General features: G+C 35.5%; 18 protein-coding genes and 4 pseudogenes. 11 read left to right on the top strand and 11 right to left on the bottom strand.

Annotated elements, in window-relative coordinates:
- Positions 1-69: 69 nt before the first annotated feature.
- Both MKX65_RS12280 and MKX65_RS12275 read left to right on the top strand, forming a co-directional pair.
- Positions 70-720 (top strand): DUF3231 family protein, encoded by a 651-nt coding sequence (locus MKX65_RS12280; protein ID WP_340903806.1) that lies wholly within the window; start codon positions 70-72, stop codon positions 718-720.
- Positions 721-728: 8 nt separating this feature from the next.
- A complete protein-coding gene (locus MKX65_RS12275; RefSeq protein WP_340906240.1) occupies positions 729-1,067 on the top strand; it encodes a DUF3231 family protein in 339 nt (112 codons plus the stop codon).
- Between the two features lie 99 nt (positions 1,068-1,166).
- On the opposite strand, the gene MKX65_RS12270 is transcribed toward MKX65_RS12275, so the two are convergent.
- Complete coding sequence (locus MKX65_RS12270) at positions 1,167-2,078, bottom strand: EamA family transporter (protein WP_160549406.1); 912 nt, start codon at positions 2,076-2,078, stop codon at positions 1,167-1,169.
- A 115-nt stretch (positions 2,079-2,193) separates the two neighbouring features.
- Here MKX65_RS12270 and MKX65_RS12265 point away from each other — a divergent pair, with 115 nt between their 5' ends.
- From MKX65_RS12265 to MKX65_RS12240, 6 genes and pseudogenes are all read left to right on the top strand, one after another.
- Positions 2,194-3,099, top strand: coding sequence for an AraC family transcriptional regulator (locus MKX65_RS12265; protein ID WP_340903804.1), 906 nt, complete (start codon positions 2,194-2,196; stop codon positions 3,097-3,099).
- 710 nt (positions 3,100-3,809) lie between these two features.
- Positions 3,810-4,388: a biotin transporter BioY gene (locus tag MKX65_RS12260; RefSeq protein WP_340903803.1), complete on the top strand. Its 579-nt coding sequence runs from the start codon at positions 3,810-3,812 to the stop codon at positions 4,386-4,388.
- A 231-nt stretch (positions 4,389-4,619) separates the two neighbouring features.
- The gene (locus MKX65_RS12255) at positions 4,620-4,799 is read left to right on the top strand and encodes a hypothetical protein (protein ID WP_340903802.1); all 180 of its coding nucleotides are present in this window, start codon (positions 4,620-4,622) and stop codon (positions 4,797-4,799) included.
- Positions 4,800-4,835: 36 nt separating this feature from the next.
- Positions 4,836-5,243 carry a GNAT family N-acetyltransferase gene (locus MKX65_RS12250; RefSeq protein ID WP_160549401.1) on the top strand — a complete coding sequence of 136 codons (408 nt, stop codon included), beginning with the start codon at positions 4,836-4,838 and terminating at the stop codon, positions 5,241-5,243.
- A 213-nt stretch (positions 5,244-5,456) separates the two neighbouring features.
- A pseudogene (locus MKX65_RS12245) lies at positions 5,457-5,573 on the top strand (helicase); the annotation flags it as partial.
- Positions 5,574-5,579: 6 nt separating this feature from the next.
- Positions 5,580-6,005: a hypothetical protein gene (locus MKX65_RS12240; RefSeq protein ID WP_340903801.1), complete on the top strand. Its 426-nt coding sequence runs from the start codon at positions 5,580-5,582 to the stop codon at positions 6,003-6,005.
- 5 nt (positions 6,006-6,010) lie between these two features.
- Here MKX65_RS12240 and MKX65_RS12235 read toward each other — a convergent pair.
- Positions 6,011-8,301: pseudogene (locus MKX65_RS12235) on the bottom strand (Tn3 family transposase); the annotation flags it as partial.
- On the opposite strand from MKX65_RS12235, the pseudogene MKX65_RS12230 reads away from it, so the two are divergent.
- Positions 8,297-8,620 (top strand): annotated as a pseudogene (locus MKX65_RS12230) (helix-turn-helix domain-containing protein); the annotation flags it as partial. The pseudogenes MKX65_RS12235 and MKX65_RS12230 sit on opposite strands and share 5 nt — an antisense overlap.
- A 249-nt stretch (positions 8,621-8,869) precedes the next feature.
- On the opposite strand, the gene MKX65_RS12225 reads toward MKX65_RS12230, so the two are convergent.
- On the bottom strand, positions 8,870-9,322 hold the full coding sequence (locus MKX65_RS12225; protein ID WP_340903800.1) for a hypothetical protein: 453 nt from the start codon (positions 9,320-9,322) through the stop codon (positions 8,870-8,872).
- A gap of 361 nt (positions 9,323-9,683) precedes the next feature.
- Here MKX65_RS12225 and MKX65_RS12220 point away from each other — a divergent pair, with 361 nt between their 5' ends.
- Together MKX65_RS12220 and MKX65_RS12215 are read left to right on the top strand one after the other, a co-directional pair.
- Positions 9,684-9,986: an N-acetylmuramoyl-L-alanine amidase family protein gene (locus MKX65_RS12220; protein ID WP_340903798.1), complete on the top strand. Its 303-nt coding sequence runs from the start codon at positions 9,684-9,686 to the stop codon at positions 9,984-9,986.
- The gene (locus MKX65_RS12215; RefSeq protein WP_340903797.1) at positions 9,940-10,182 is read left to right on the top strand and encodes a spore germination protein; all 243 of its coding nucleotides are present in this window, start codon (positions 9,940-9,942) and stop codon (positions 10,180-10,182) included. Before MKX65_RS12220 ends, MKX65_RS12215 begins: the two co-directional genes overlap by 47 nt.
- A 595-nt stretch (positions 10,183-10,777) precedes the next feature.
- Here the strand turns inward: MKX65_RS12215 and MKX65_RS12205 are convergent.
- The 8 genes and pseudogenes from MKX65_RS12205 to MKX65_RS12175 all read right to left on the bottom strand — a co-directional run bounded on the left by MKX65_RS12205 (position 10,778) and on the right by MKX65_RS12175 (position 14,875).
- Entirely contained in the window at positions 10,778-11,065 is a 288-nt protein-coding gene (locus tag MKX65_RS12205; protein ID WP_299095162.1) for a hypothetical protein, read from the bottom strand.
- 120 nt (positions 11,066-11,185) lie between these two features.
- Positions 11,186-11,482 (bottom strand): annotated as a pseudogene (locus MKX65_RS27090) (phospholipase D-like domain-containing protein); the annotation flags it as partial.
- Positions 11,440-11,739: a PLD nuclease N-terminal domain-containing protein gene (locus MKX65_RS27085; protein WP_411233864.1), complete on the bottom strand. Its 300-nt coding sequence runs from the start codon at positions 11,737-11,739 to the stop codon at positions 11,440-11,442. The gene MKX65_RS27085 and the pseudogene MKX65_RS27090, both read right to left, overlap by 43 nt.
- Before the next feature lie 139 nt (positions 11,740-11,878).
- Positions 11,879-13,258 (bottom strand): S8 family peptidase, encoded by a 1,380-nt coding sequence (locus MKX65_RS12195; protein WP_340903794.1) that lies wholly within the window; start codon positions 13,256-13,258, stop codon positions 11,879-11,881.
- A 121-nt stretch (positions 13,259-13,379) separates the two neighbouring features.
- Positions 13,380-13,706, bottom strand: coding sequence for a hypothetical protein (locus tag MKX65_RS12190; protein ID WP_340903793.1), 327 nt, complete (start codon positions 13,704-13,706; stop codon positions 13,380-13,382).
- A 152-nt stretch (positions 13,707-13,858) separates the two neighbouring features.
- Positions 13,859-14,053, bottom strand: coding sequence for a hypothetical protein (locus MKX65_RS12185; protein WP_160549815.1), 195 nt, complete (start codon positions 14,051-14,053; stop codon positions 13,859-13,861).
- Between the two features lie 179 nt (positions 14,054-14,232).
- The gene (locus MKX65_RS12180; RefSeq protein ID WP_328823061.1) at positions 14,233-14,580 is read right to left on the bottom strand and encodes a spore coat protein; all 348 of its coding nucleotides are present in this window, start codon (positions 14,578-14,580) and stop codon (positions 14,233-14,235) included.
- Positions 14,581-14,593: 13 nt separating this feature from the next.
- Positions 14,594-14,875, bottom strand: a complete 282-nt coding sequence (locus tag MKX65_RS12175) for a hypothetical protein (protein WP_041844980.1) — start codon at positions 14,873-14,875, stop codon at positions 14,594-14,596.
- Positions 14,876-15,274 lie beyond the last annotated feature (399 nt).

Below are 15,274 nucleotides of genomic sequence, written 5' to 3'. Positions count from 1 at the left end.
CATGTCAATACATAATGGTTTGAAAAATGGAAAACAATAAACAAAATAAAAAATTATAGGATGAAAAAAATGAATCAAAATACTGATAGATTAACCTCTCCAGAAATAGCAAATTTGTGGACCCATTACATACGTGAGACAATGGGGATTTGTGTGATCAAGTACATGCATAAGAACATTCAAGATTCTGAGATAAAAAAAGTTTTCCAAACTGCTCATAAACTTGCTCAAAAGCATCTAACAGAACTGAAGGAAGTATTTAAACAAGAAGATTTTCCTGTTCCTAAAGGATTTGATGAAGAAGATGTTAATTTGGATGCTCCTCCTTTATTTACTGATATTTTTTGCTTACATTATATTCATACTATGTTTATGCACGCAGCACAGTCTTACAGCCTAGCTTTTACTCTTTCCATTCGTAAGAATATAAGAGATTTTTATTATCAATGTAATATTACCACTATGGATTTATATAACGAAACATTAGCAGTCCTTGTTAATAAAAATCTTATAGATAAACCTCCATTGTATTCAACACCAGATAAAATTCATTTTATCAGCACTCTTGATTATGTAACGGATATATTTGGTAATAAAAGAACCATGAATTCTCTTGAAAGTGGTAATATATATTTTAATTTAGAAAAAAGTTCCATTACAAAGGGATGTCTAATCGCCTTTAGACAAGTATGTAAAGATAAAGAAGTAAATAGGTTCTAGAAAAGTGTATTAATGCAGCTAATAAACACCTTGGCATTTTTTCAAAATTATTACTAGAAGAAAACCTGCATATACCTCGTACATTTGACTCAGAATTAACAAATTCAAATATAGCACCATTTTCTGATAAACTTATGTTGTTTCATGCAGGCTCTTTATTTGCTGCAGCTATATCCTATTACGGAACTGCTGCGATTTACAGTATGAGAGCAGATATTGCAATGTTATGTGAAAAAGCAATTTTAGATGATTTACTTGTTTATGGAAGTTTTGGTAAGTTAATGATTATGAATAATTGGATGGAGCAACCTCCTAATGCGGATGACAGAAAAATCATACATAACTAATTTAATGTACTGACAAAAAAAGAAATTACCAGATGAAATCAATACTGCGATATTTTTAAAAATGCCCCTTTCAGCGAACTGGAAAGGGGCATTTGCTATTTAGTAACTTACCTCTGAAGTAGAGGCTTTACTTAAGGCCAAAAATACAATCATGAAAAGGATGCAAGTGGTGCCTACCCATTGGAACATTCCAAAGGGTTCTTTTAACCAAAAGACGGTGGTTAATACGGCCGCAAGTGGTTCGATACTTCCTAGTAGACTAGATTCTTTAGGGAGTAGACTTTGCAAACTTTCAATATAAAACCAAAAGGCGATCATGGTACCAAAAATAATAACAAAGATGAGGTATAGATAGGCTTCGAAAGGTAAAGTCTTCAAATCAATTTGCCAAGGTGGATGGATAAAGCTTAAGGCAAAACCACCGATAATCATCGCCCATCCAACAATAACAAGAGAGTCGTATTGTTTGAGTAAGGGAATGGCATATAAGGTATAAAAGGCTAAGGCGGCTCCTGATAATAATCCCCAAACGATGGCTGGTGTAGGGACAGATAATTGAGAGATGGAGCCGTTTGTTAATAAGAAAAAACTCCCGACTAGGGCTAGCGAAACGGTAATCAAATCTCTTGTTGTAAGTACGGCTTGTTGGCGTAAAATCAAGTAAACGATAATCATGACAGGTGCTAAATATTGTAATAGAGTGGCCACTGCAGCATTTCCGTGTTGAATGGAAGCCATATAGGTGTACTGAACGGCAAGCATTCCAAGTAAACCAAAAATGACTAAAGGAATGGCCGTATGCTTGGTTTTCCAAACTCCAAGGATTTGCGAACGATCTTTTCCAAAGAAATGGATGGTTAAAAGTAAAAATCCAGCGATCAGCAATCGCGTCGTTACCAGCCAATCGATATCGATTCCATATTGTTCAAAAAGCTTTTTTGCCACAGTTCCTCCAATTCCCCAAAACGTCGCTCCTGTTATCACTAGAAAAATCCCTTTGTTTCTACTCATTTGGCTTCTCCTTTAAATATAAAAATAGTGCTATAATATGTACTATCTTACCTTGGGAAGCCGTGAAAAAATATCTATATTGAATAGAAAAATATAAAAATATTGAGGTGATACCATGCAAATAAAAAAATTTATGATTGACCATAGTTTAAAAGAATTAACAGCACATCGAACCGTGGTGTTACCTTTTGCCTGTTACGAAACAACGATTAATCAAAATATTAATGGATATATCCCGCTTCATTGGCATGAAGAATTCCAGTTTGTTATGGTGATAAAAGGAGAGGCCATTTTTCAAATCAATGAAGAAGTGGTTACGGTTCAAAAAGGGGAAGGACTATTTATTAATGCTGGCTGCCTTCACATGGCAAAAGATAAAAATGATTCGGGTTGTGTGTATCTTTGTTTGAATGTTCTACCAAGCTTTGTTCTCTCACAAGAGCTGTATTCCACCTTCGTATATCCCTATATTCAGGCGACGAATATCCCTTATATAATTCTATCCGCCAACGAGCAGTGGGCGAGTACGATTCTAGACTCGATGATGAAAATCAGTCAGTTGATAAAAGAAAAACCTTCTTACTATGAAATTGACATCAGTGTACATCTAACGTATATTTGGAAGAATCTTATCATGAATGGTGTTTCATTAGAGGTCGAGCAATCGGAAATTGTAAAAAGCCAACGAATGAAGCAAATGCTCCATTGGATCCATCAGCATTATGCGGAGAAAATTCTTTTGGAGGATATTGCACGAGCTGGCCAATTAAGCCGATCGGAATGTTGTCGCTATTTCAAACGGATGTTGAAGAACACGCCCTTGAATTATGTCACTGATTACCGCATCCAAAAAAGCTTAATTTTATTGCAACAATCCGATTCCAATGTGACCGATGTTGCCTATCAGGTAGGATTTAACAGCACCAGCTACTTCATTGATAAATTCCGAAATGCGATCGGCATGACACCGTTAGCCTACAAAAAGTATAAAAGGAATGGAACGAATACACTTGAACAATGAGAGGCATTTTGTTAGAAGGGGCCATTTTTTAAAACAATAGAGGTAGTTAATAATAAAATGGAAATGCTTTTGATTAAGTAATTAGTAATAAGTCTACTAGGATTTATAGTAAAAATAGTGAAGAACCCAATTGGAAAACTGAAGATATCAAAGAAAAAGATATCAAAATGTTAAAAAAATATAGAAGAGATAGATAATTGGTTTGAAAGTGTAAAGTAAATAGTATATATTTATGTAGGATAAAGGTTAAGAGCCCGAATCTAACAATCTTAAAAAAATACTAAAAATGTGAAGGTTAACGGAGTCTAGATTTATAAGCTAGATTTTAATGCCAGTATAGGATTGGGGAATTCTCCCTATTCCTATGCTGGCTTTTTTTTGCAATATTGGATTAAGGGGAGCAATAAGATGAATGGTTCTTTGATGTCAGTTGTGAAAGAATGGAATAAAGAAAGAGGGTGGCATATCTGTGATGGGACGCATTCTAATTGAATGTCATAACGTAACGGTCACGGATGAAGAGTGACATATCTTTTTGATAAACGTCAAACGGAAGTTTAGCTTGAAAAGTCATAATTGAGGTGTATGTAAAATAAATCCTAGGAGGTGACCTGACACCTCTTTTTTTGTTGACAAATTTTCAAAATATTAATAAAGTTTAATTGTTAACCAAAATAAAAATTAGTTTACAATAAAAAGGAGAGAAACAAATGAAAAATGAACAACTGAAATTAAGAATGATGATTGTGACCGCACTTTTTGCTGCAATCATTGGCGTATTGGCTCAAATGACCATTCCACTTCCGCTCGTTCCAATTACAGGACAAACCCTTGCCATTGGCTTAGCAGCAACCATCCTGGGTTCACGTTATGGAACCTTATCGGTCATTTTATATCTAATTATTGGTTCTGCAGGAGTACCCGTATTCGCTGAATTTTCAGGGGGAGTTTCAAAGCTTATTGGACCTACTGGAGGTTATTTAGTTGGTTTCCTTCCAACTGCCTTCATAATCGGATGGTTTATGGAAAAAAGAGGCTTCAACTTCAAGAATGCTGTGATTGCAAATAGTATTGGTATGCTCGTTACTTTGACATTTGGCACAGCTTGGCTAAAGATAGCTGCCGATCTTTCTTGGTCAGCTGCTTTTGCAGGTGGATTTACTCCATTCATCCTTGTTGGGTTAATCAAGGCTTCTCTTGCTTCGTGGATTGGTGTTATAGTTCGAAACCGATTAATTTCTGCAAGGCTATTGTTTTCAGATGAAAAAGACCAAATAAAATCAGCCTAAAAATATTAATGATTTGTATTTTATGCTTTAGTCCATCCTAGGGAAAGTTATTTACCTATTATTCTCACCGTAAATGAGTTTCGAAATGTGTAAATAAAGTTTTAATATTTTTTGTAAAGGACCAAACCGAAATAAAATTCTTGGTCCTCTTTTTTTTGAATAGTTGAATAATAATGTGATTAATGGTATAAATATACAAATATGATTTAGGAGGTAAATACATGTCAGAGAATGATTACAGATAAAAATTATTTAATTAAATTAAAAGGAACAAGTTTCCAACTGGCTACAAAAGATGCACATTCTCTTTATGTACAATATGGCTTTAAGTCTTTGGGACAAATAGAAAACAGAATGGCTGGACCTCTTAACTGGGAGTTAGTTTATCAAGGTTATGGGTTGAAAAAATAATTTATAGATGTACTACAGGATGGGGGAAGGATATTTATGGAGATTAAACTCGATGATTTAAGTCCTACAAAGGAAGATTTTATCAGTTTGCATCAAACAACTGGATGGAATGCTAAAGGCTTATATACATATGACCAACTATATACGGCTATTTGCAACAGTTGGTACTCCGTTTCTATTTATCATGATAAAAATTTAATAGGATTTGGCCGGATAATATCTGACGGAATATATCAAACTCTTATTTGTGATGTCATGATTCATCCTGATCACCAAAAACAAGGAATCGGGAAAAAGTTAATGAAAGAATTGCTAAGCAAATGTGAAAAGGAAGGAATCAAGTGGGTTCAATTATTTTGTGCAAAAGGGAAACAAGAGTTTTATCAGAAACTAGGCTTTAAAACCCGAGAATTGGATGCACCTGGTATGATGCTGTTTTTATAATTATGCATTAAGGTAACTTTATTAAAAATTGAAACCATTCCCCAGTTAGTCCGTATGTAAAGATCTAGCTTGGAAACTCTCTTGAGTCATTATTCTATATTATAGTATAAATCCGTTCATCCTTTGTAAGGAGTGACTTAAAATGCATATTCCAAATGAAAAGATATACCCTCACTGCACATTTATCTCCAGAACAGTTTGAGGTTGGCGGCCTTACAACGAATAAACGGTGTATTGTGGCTACGCGGATACTTGGCAGACCATCTGCATGTTTGGAATCCTGAGGACCATTTTATCTTTTGCCAAAATGGAAGAAGTGAGAAATCATGAGGTGAGGTGAGTGAACTGAGAAAGATTCTAAGTTTATACTTTCTCTTGTTATTGGTTTCCTGTCAATCGGTCAGTGATAGTTCTCATATTTCGGAAGAAGACGTTGTAAAGACGCTACAAGAGAATGGTATTCAATTAGTTGAAGCAGATATTCCACATGGGAACAGCTTCGGGACCGATTTAAGAAATGTAACACCAGGCAGTTATCTGTTAAGTGTGAAACCCTTTTTTATTTATGAATTCAAAAATGAAAAGGACATCGAGAAAGGGATTAGGGAATTTGCTAAGAAAACTGAAACCATGGAATTGGTTTCTTCTAGTATATTTGAAAAGAGAAATATCTTAATCTTTTATGTGCATGAAGGGGTACAGTCAGGAAAATGCGGATTTACAACGCTAAGCCCATTTCCCCGACTATTCCCCCAGTTTTAACAACGTTAAGAAAGTTTCAAGGGTCTTAAAGAATCTAACGAGACCATTTTCTCCGAATTAAAATGGTATTCTCCAAGTAAATTAATATGTTCCCAACCTAGAGGTGACATATGGTGCAATAATTCTTCATTAAAACTACCTGACCGTTTTTGATATTCAACTGCCTTTGTTAGATGTAAAGTATTGCAGATACTGATGGCATTGATAATGATGTTTAAGGCACTGGCTCTTTGCAATTGATGCTGTATGGTTCGTTCCCTAAGCTCTCCTTGTTTTCCGAAGAAAATAGCTCTTGCCAGTCCATTCATGGCTTCTCCTTTATTCAATCCTTTTTGTATTTTTCTTCTTAATGATTCATCCGAAATATAATTCAAAATAAAGATCGTTTTTTCTATTCGGCCCATCTCACGTAAGGCTGTAGCCAAGCTGTTTTGTCTTGAATAAGAACCTAATTTCCCCATAATAAGGGATGCTGAAACTGTTCCTTCCCTTATAGAATGAGCTAATCGCAAAACATCCTCATAATTCTCTTTAATGACCTTTGTATTTATTTGTCCACGTAAAATGACTTCTAATTTTGGATACTCACTTGCCTTATCTATTGTAAATAATTTCGAGTCTGATAAATCTCGTATTCTTGGAGCAAATTTAAATCCTAATAAATGGGTCAGTCCGAATATTTGGTCTGTGTAACCAGCTGTGTCTGTATAATGCTCTACTATATTTAGATCCGTCTCATGGTGTAACAAACCATCCAAAACATGAATCGCATCCCTTGAATTAGTATGAATAATCTTTGTGTAATAAGAAGAAAATTGATCACTTGTAAAACGATAGATGGTGGCTCCTTTTCCAGTTCCATAATGTGGGTTTGCATCTGCATGTAGCGATGAAACGCCTATCTGCATTCTCATACCATCGGACGAGGATGTTGTACCGTCTCCCCAATAGGAGGACAATTGCAATTTGTGATGAAAATTTACTAATACGGCTTGGGCTTTATTCATTGCATCTTCATACATGCGCCATTGTGATACATTGGCCAATTGCTTATATGTAAGTCCGGGTGTTGCTTCAGCCATGTTGCTTCAGCCATTTTGCTTAAACCAATATTCATTCCCATTCCTAAAAGAGCAGCCATAATAATAATTGTTTCTTCTTTATCCGGTTTTCGATTATTGGAAGCATGAATAAATTGCTCATGAAATCCTGTTATATAAGCAATATCCATCAGTAAATCGGTTAATTTTATTCTTGGTAGCATCTGATACAGGCTTGCACTAAATTTTTTTGCTTCTTCTGAAACATCTTTTTCTAAGCGTGCAATTGACAGCTTTCCTTTTTCAAGAGAAACCCCGTCTAACTTGTTGGAATTGGTAGCTAACCACTTTAACCTTTTGTTAAGGCTGCTGGTTCTCTCCGTCATATAATCCTCGAATGATAAACTAACTGATAATCTTGTATTCTCCTTCGTTTGATTCCATGTATCTTCTGAAAACAAATATTCTTCAAAGTCTCTATATTGTCTGCTGCCAACAATGGAAACATCTCCTGCCCTAACATGCTCCCGAAGTTCTGTTAAAACAGCCATTTCATAGTAATGACGATTGATTGTTGTACCATCATCCTCGTATAAATGCTTTTTCCAACGTTTTGAAATAAAATCCACAGGTGAGTTATCAGGCACTTTTCGCTTTCCGGATTCGTTCATTCCACGGATAATCTCAACAGCTTGTAAAAGTGGCTCATTTGCTTTTGTAGAATGAAATTCCAATACCCTTAATAGCGTTGGCGTATATTTTCTAAGTGAATAAAATCGTTTTTGCAGTAAGTCTAAATAATCATAGTCGGCAGGGCGTGCAAGCTCCTGAGCTTCTTCGACCGAAGAGACAAAAGAATTCCATTCGATAACGGATTCTAAAACCTCAAAAACGTCTAATTTTTCCTTTTTTGCTTTGATTAAAGCTTGTCCGATGTTCGTAAAGTGTATAACTTTCTCATTCAGCTTTTTACCGTTTTGTTTCTGAATTTCCTCTTGAGCCTTACGGCCTTTTGATAACAGACTAAGTATTTGTCTATCATGAATTTCAAAAGCTTTATCCGTTAACTCTTGAGTAAGATGTAATAAATAGACGGTTAATATCGAATATCGCTTATTTTCTTGAAAGTCACGGAATGCATATGGCTCATATCTTGAGCCTAAGCGAGATAGTTGTAACAGGCGATTGCGATGCAAATGACTAATTTGTACCGTTTCTAATTCCATTCCTCGTATGTATTCGAGTCGTTCTAGGGCAAGCTTAAAATCACTTAAGGATACATGGCTAGATTTATCAGAAGATAATCCATATAGCCAATTCTTAATTACGGTAATGGCTGGTGTTAACCAATTAGAGCGAGACCTTATTCGTATGCGTCAGCGTGAAGGAATTGAGCTCGCAAAGAAAGAAGGGAAGTTTAAAGGACGGTTAAAGAAATATCATAAAAATCACGCAGGAATGAATTATGCAGTAAAGCTATATAAAGAAGGAAATATGACTGTAAATCAAATTTGTGAAATTACAAATGTATCTAGAGCTTCTTTATATAGAAAGCTATCGGAAGGAAAAAAATAAGCATTCATTACTTATATTAAAAATTTCCGGGGATTGTGAAACAACGTACCTAACCAAGCAGGCTATTTCTATAAGGAAGTATCAATATTTGTTTATCTAACTAGGCACGATCATCAAAGGGTTCCGAGTACATTTTAACGGAGATATACGCTAAACTCAGATTTAAAGCAAGGCTGTATTTTTCGAGAACACTTTTAAAAAACAACCTTAGTCACAAAGGAAGGTTGTTTTTATAAAGTCATGGTCTAATTAAAACAATTGCTGTCCCAAGAGCATACTTGAGACTGAAAAGGCACCAGCAGGTGGTAAAACATTAGTATATATGGGAGGTCCCAAACGGGTTGTAAAGGTTGTAGCAATCCAATTTCCGTATTCACCAGCCAGCAAAGAGGTAGGTTTCATTATAAACCGTCCACTTAAAATGAAATGCCGAATGCTTATAGCGGTCTCATCAAATATTGTCAAGTTGCCAAAAAAGGAGGCATATGGTGAATCGAAACTTATTTGTTTAGCGCTTTCGTCCCAATACCCATTAATCGGAATAGGTATACCACGAAAATTAACTGTACCTACTACTTTGTTGTCTACAATGGAATCAATGGTAAGTATACCTCTAATAATGGATCTCCCCGCAATAGAAGCATCAATCCCCCATACGGATGGAAAGGGGATACTAACTTTGGCTGTCTTTGGAATTTTCAAAATTAACCTCTCCTTGATTATTTTGTGTATGGATTGAGTTGTATTTAATCATAATCCTGTAGTAATGATACAGTATATGCACAGAGAATCACTTAGGTGTTTTGTTAAGAAAGAAGCATCAATAATCAATCAGCCTACTGTCTAGATGAACAAGAGTTTGCCTGACCCACGAAAAATATGGAACATTAATTGCTGCTCATACATATGGTCTCGCATTTGGAAAATTTCTTAGCTTTAAAATAAATCATCTTATTCAATGAAATGTAATGCCTATCATCACCTATTTTTATATGTATCTCAGACGAATTCCTATACCTCCGTTACTCTTCGATCATATTTTATTTGTACGAGGTGGTGTAAAATGTTTAAATTATATTTAGATCCTGGTCACGGGAGAATGGACCCAGGAGCTATTGGCAATGGGATGCAGGAAAAAGAAATTACCTTAAATATTTCCCATAGCATCCGAAATCTCTTGGAAAACCATTATGAAGGCCTGCAAATTAAAATGAGTAGAACAGCAGATATTACGCGCAGCTTGAAAGAACGTACAGATGATGCGAATGCTTTCGGTACGGGGGCCAAAGGATGGATTTGTGGAAGAAGTGGGAGTCAATGTGGCGTTAATTCGGAAACGAATCAAATCAAGCAGCATGGTTTATGAAACGAAAAAAGTAGGCGTTCGCACGAAAACAACCGTTGCAATTCTTTACATGCGTGACATTGTTGATCCTAAGATTGTTCAAGATGTAAAGAATAAATTAGATGATCTTCACATTGACGGAGCGTTTAGCGCCACTCAGCTAGAAGAATTAATGGAAAGCCTTATAATCAAAACGGTTGCTATATTTCATTGCTAAAAACTTTTATTGATTCCAAATTCTCTTTAAATCCAATGGAACGAATACCTTATTCCCATGTATCTCCCTATGTATGATAGGATTTGAAAAGCATTGATCTGGTAAGAAAGCTTAGTTTTTATTCGCTCTCTGTAATATACCAAGAATGTTGCGACATAAAGCTTAGAATTGTAATTTTTACGAACGTGTGCTTCAGTTATTTTTTTTATGAGACTGGGCTTGTTTGTTTTGTTGTCTTACTTGTTGTTCATTATTTTTGCTTGTAAACTCATTTCCTTATTGATTTTGTGCTCCTTGCGTACTGCCTTGGGAAGCTTGGCTTCCATCTTGGGCTTATTGCGGTTCTTCTTGTTCGATTTGTTGAACGCGTGGTTCAACGCTGTGTAGAACGGATTGAGTGTGTAGCCTCTTGGTAAAGCTGCTTAGCTTGTTGATTGCAAATGTTTCGAAGCTAGCCCTGTCTTTACGTCATTTTTTACTGTTATAAATAACGCTGCCTTTAATTTTTACTTTATTAGAATGATGTATAAGAATATTTTTTATAACTTCCAATTTTATCCTGATTTTAAATGACCAAAAACCCACAGTTATGTAATTATATGCCCAATAAGAGAGAACGTGTCGATTTATTTTTTAGAGTCAAGAACTCTATCCCCAACATGAGAAGCGTCCACAATCCGATGGCATATAAAAAGTGAAAAATCCCTACCTTATTTTCATAAATGGTATTTCCTAAAAAATCTCCAAGCACTAATACAAAAACTAAGTGAAACGGGGTTAACTGAGAGATTGATGTTCTACCGGTTATGATAATGATAAAAAATAAGGTGACAAAACCTACTATGACTTTGATTGTCAGTAAACCCAAAAAAACTTCACCCAAAATTTATTCCTCCATTTTATATTTCACTCGATTTCAAAAATCCTCATGTTTTAAAATATTTATATTACAACATGTAAGCTAATTAAAATCAGAAAGATAAATAATACCGGTTTTTTCAACTTATAATAATGGAGAAAGCACGCGAGCACCCTGTTCAACAATGCGCTCGGTCAGGGATCGTTGCAACAAGTTTTCAATTCTTAATGGTACAGAATCAGTAAGATCCCTCTCGAACTGCTCTGTGAGTTCCCTTGCCACATCAGCACTGTACACGACTTGACACACCTCATAATTCAGGCGAAAACTTCTCATATCATAGTTTGCTGAGCCTACGGCAGCAATCTCCTCATCGATGGTCAACACCTTCGCATGTATCATTCCTTTGTCGTACTGGTAGATTTGAACTCCAGCTTGGACTTTGCCGACTCGAAGCCAAGCCCGCCTACAGTAAAATACCTTAAAGCATCGGCGATTATCGATGCTGAATCACTATATGTATCAGGTAACTTATCAGACTCATTATGAGAAGAGGTCAATCTTTTACGATGAATAAGCTTGGGATTTGATATGCTAAGATATAGTAAGAAACCAATGACAGGCAAAACAAGGACGATTACTATCCAATTCAAAGCTTTGGCTGGCCGACGAACTTCCCAAATTGCTATGAATAACATAAAGAACGTATTTAACAGGTATAGATAAAAAATCCACTCCAACTAAAATTCCCTCCTTAGTTTTTCCATTATCATGTACAAACAATGTACATCATGTAGAAGTTTTATAACAACGAAAAGCAACGGTTTCAAAAAGGGATTATTGCCTTTTGCTTTGGGCATCTTCCAATCCATTCTTTACATTAATTAAGCCACTACCAAATTCGTGATCAGTTCCAGGGATTCCTAAATCATAAGTAGAATTCTTAATAATGTCTATTACTTCTTGGTTCGTTAAATTAGGGTTTACTGAAAGCAAGAGGCCAGCAAGTCCTGCCACATGAGGCGAAGCCATAGAAGTACCTGATAAAGCTGCATACTGCTGGTTAAAATAGGTGCTCGGAATTTGAACTCCGGGAGCTGCAACATCGATATAATCTCCATAATTTGAGAAAGGGGCACGTTGTCCGGTGTAACTTACGGCAGCGACACTGAGAACATTAGGAAAAGCAGCTGGAAAGCTCGGCTGCATAGTATTTTCATTTCCTGCTGCAGCAATCAAGACAACATTTTTACTGTATGCATAATCGATTGCCCCTTTTAAAAGGGAAGAATGCTGATAATTGCCTAAACTCATATTAATGATATCGGCTCCATGATCCACTGCCCAAAAAATCCCTTTTGCTATATCAAAGGTCGTCCCATGCCCTTCGGCACCCATTGCTTTTATAGGCATAATTTTGTTATACCAAGTGATGCCTGCAACACCTTCATGGTTGTTTGTTTCTGATGCAATGATTCCTGCTACATGGGTGCCATGCCCGTTGTCATCATCAGGGAAATTATTATTCAACAGTACATTATAACCATTTGTAATTCGTCTTCTCAAATCAGGATGGTCCAGATCAACGCCAGTGTCTATAACAGCAATAATGATATGTTCATCCCCTTTGGTGATATCCCAGCCTGCTTCTGCTTGAATTGCCGATAAGTTCCATTGGTATTGTTCTCTATATAGCAAATCATTAGGAAGTCCAATTTGATTTTGCAGATAAAGATAATTGGGTTCAGCAAATTCAACCATAGCCTGACTGTTAAAATATTCAATAAGTTCCTTGGTCGAAAGCGTATTAGAACGAAAAACAATCGTAGAATTTTGCTTTTTAATGATCGTGCCATTGATCTCCTGTGCCATCCTTTCTAATTCCTTTGTTGAGGGAAGAGTCTTGAATGCAACGTTTACTTCTTTCTTAATATAATGACTCTCCGTTTTTTCATTGTGTTTTATTAGAAAAACGGAAGGATCATTTCTTAATTGATTCTTGATGGTTTGACCCATGGAAAGGCTGTTTATTTGAAGAACATTTTTTTCTTTTTCAACATTTTGGACATTGGTTATAGGGGTATTGTTTTTGACAGCAACTGTTTTATTTTCGTGATTCTCTTTGTTTCTTGTATTTTGTACTAAGAATAATAACCCTATGGATAAAAGAATAAGTACGGAAACAGTAACCAATAAGGACCTTGGTATTTTTGTCATGAGACACCTCTATATACTTTTATTATTAGAAAATGCTTCAATATAATAATCAAATTTCTTATTATCATTCTCAAACCTTGATACATAAAGAACACCGTTTGAGAACAAACGGTGTATAAACTTATTCATCTTTATTATCTGCGTCATTTACATCTTTACGATCTTCAATTGGTTCTTCTGTATTAGTGTTGTCATTATTTTCATCAATATTATCTGGATCTGTTGCGTCTTCAGTATCTTCAATTGATTCTTCTGTATCAGGGGTGACATTATTTTCATCAATAGTATCTGGATCTGTTGCGTCGTTAGGATCTTCAATTGGTTCCTCTGTCCCTGGAGTTACATCCTCAGGTGGTGGATTATTATCGTCATCTCCATTATTACACCCTAATAACAAGAAAATTGAAAGAAAAACTGTTGATAAAAGTTTCATCCACTTAAGATTCATCTTTACCGCCCTTTCGATTGTTGTAATTTCTAAATTATTTTCTCCGTTTATTCTTTATTTATTCAGATAGTCTAAAAAGAAATTTGATGAAATACAGCAATAAGCAATTATGTATAGACTTATGATAGATAATATTACAAAGTTTCCCTATTTTATCCGATTCTATTTTTTGCTTTCTGAATAACCTCTTCTACAAACTGATCTTTATTTTCTAATTCACCAAGTGTAATATCTCCATTAGCTAATTTTTCAGAGAGCACATTAATATCTTCCTGGACGGAAACAGGGATTTGATTTTCAGTCAACATTTTCTGAAGCTCATTTGCAATTTTAGTTTCTTGATTCATTTTTAACACAACCATTATTTTAGTATTTATATGGCAGGATTTGAGCAATTTAATACTTTGAACACGTTTGTAGGAAGGTTCTAAAGAAGAGAAAGGTTGGTTAACATCCAACCAACCTTTTGTCTTGCATAATTATTGTTGTGTGTACCCTGAGTTTGTTCTCCTTGAACACTTGTTCTTTATTGTATTAAATTGCCTCTATATGGATCTTGGCTTTGCATGTAGTTAGAAAATTGTTGAACCGATTGTTGAATAGTTTGTGGAGTTTCTTTTTCCAAAGCGTACCATCCGTTTTTAAACATTAAGTTATATAGATTCCGGTGACAGTCTTCAGTTTCTTGGGAAATAGACGCAATTGTACGATACAACGACCCATGGCTTGCTTCTTTTAATGCAGTCGAATATGAGGAAGATATATATTTTTCCGTAGTTAAGGCATCGTTTAGAAAATCTCTATCGTTCATTTGCGGCGTCTTGGGAACTGGTGTTTCAGGATTCTTAATTTTGTTTGGATTATTATTTTCCACTATCGTATCCTCCTTATTGATTCATATTTTGTGAAGGTTGAGTTACATACTGTTGCATCTGTTGAAGCAGCTGTTGATAGTGTCGGTCGTGCATTTGTCCAGCTTGTTCAAGTGCTGCTCTTACTTCTGGATTTTGACATTGTTGAGCGAAAAAATGCATTTTCTTCATCGCAAGTAGATTCCAGCTTAACATATCGTTTAAATAGAGATGATCCTTTGTTGACATTATTTCAGGCGGCTGCGTCATGAAAGCTTGTGCTTGTTGATTAACCATACCCGTCTGCGGTTGTTGCATGATGTTTCCTCCTTGTTAACAATGTTGTAATCACTTGGGTAGATTGCCACACAGCGGTCAAAAATATGCAGGTATTTTAGATTAGTTTTAAAGACCCCCACCTTTAGATAGCATTAAATACTCCCCACCTATACGCAGGTGGGGAGTATTTGTGGCTAAACTAAATATTAATTTATCCTATTCCAGATTCTGTCTAGGTCCAAGGCAACATATATTTTATCACCATTAATTTCCTTATGTATAATAGGATTGGAAAAATACTGATTTATATTTTTATTAAATTGCTTACACCTTGCTCGTGGTTTTGGTCCATATAAATCGTTTCAGGATAGTCCTTATACATACTCCGTCTACCTCTTTTTTAATTTTATGAAAAATACAAACTGCATCAATACTCCA

Origin of the sequence: Robertmurraya sp. FSL R5-0851, from assembly GCF_038002965.1 — a bacterium.
Classification (GTDB): domain Bacteria; phylum Bacillota; class Bacilli; order Bacillales; family Cytobacillaceae; genus Robertmurraya_A; species Robertmurraya_A beringensis.
The sequence above is the reverse complement of the archived record's forward strand: the minus strand, read 5'-3'. Positions and strand labels throughout refer to the sequence as shown.

Coding starts and splice junctions, on each gene's coding strand:
- MKX65_RS12280 (WP_340903806.1), top strand. CDS start 70: ATGAATCAAAATACTGATAGATTAACCTCTCCAGAAATAGCAAATTTG.
- MKX65_RS12270 (WP_160549406.1), bottom strand. CDS start 2,078: ATGAGTAGAAACAAAGGGATTTTTCTAGTGATAACAGGAGCGACGTTT.
- MKX65_RS12265 (WP_340903804.1), top strand. CDS start 2,194: ATGCAAATAAAAAAATTTATGATTGACCATAGTTTAAAAGAATTAACA.
- MKX65_RS12260 (WP_340903803.1), top strand. CDS start 3,810: ATGAAAAATGAACAACTGAAATTAAGAATGATGATTGTGACCGCACTT.
- MKX65_RS12255 (WP_340903802.1), top strand. CDS start 4,620: ATGATTACAGATAAAAATTATTTAATTAAATTAAAAGGAACAAGTTTC.
- MKX65_RS12250 (WP_160549401.1), top strand. CDS start 4,836: ATGGAGATTAAACTCGATGATTTAAGTCCTACAAAGGAAGATTTTATC.
- MKX65_RS12220 (WP_340903798.1), top strand. CDS start 9,684: ATGTTTAAATTATATTTAGATCCTGGTCACGGGAGAATGGACCCAGGA.
- MKX65_RS27085 (WP_411233864.1), bottom strand. CDS start 11,739: ATGTTATTCATAGCAATTTGGGAAGTTCGTCGGCCAGCCAAAGCTTTG.
- MKX65_RS12195 (WP_340903794.1), bottom strand. CDS start 13,258: ATGACAAAAATACCAAGGTCCTTATTGGTTACTGTTTCCGTACTTATT.
- MKX65_RS12190 (WP_340903793.1), bottom strand. CDS start 13,706: ATGAATCTTAAGTGGATGAAACTTTTATCAACAGTTTTTCTTTCAATT.
- MKX65_RS12185 (WP_160549815.1), bottom strand. CDS start 14,053: ATGAATCAAGAAACTAAAATTGCAAATGAGCTTCAGAAAATGTTGACT.
- MKX65_RS12175 (WP_041844980.1), bottom strand. CDS start 14,875: ATGCAACAACCGCAGACGGGTATGGTTAATCAACAAGCACAAGCTTTC.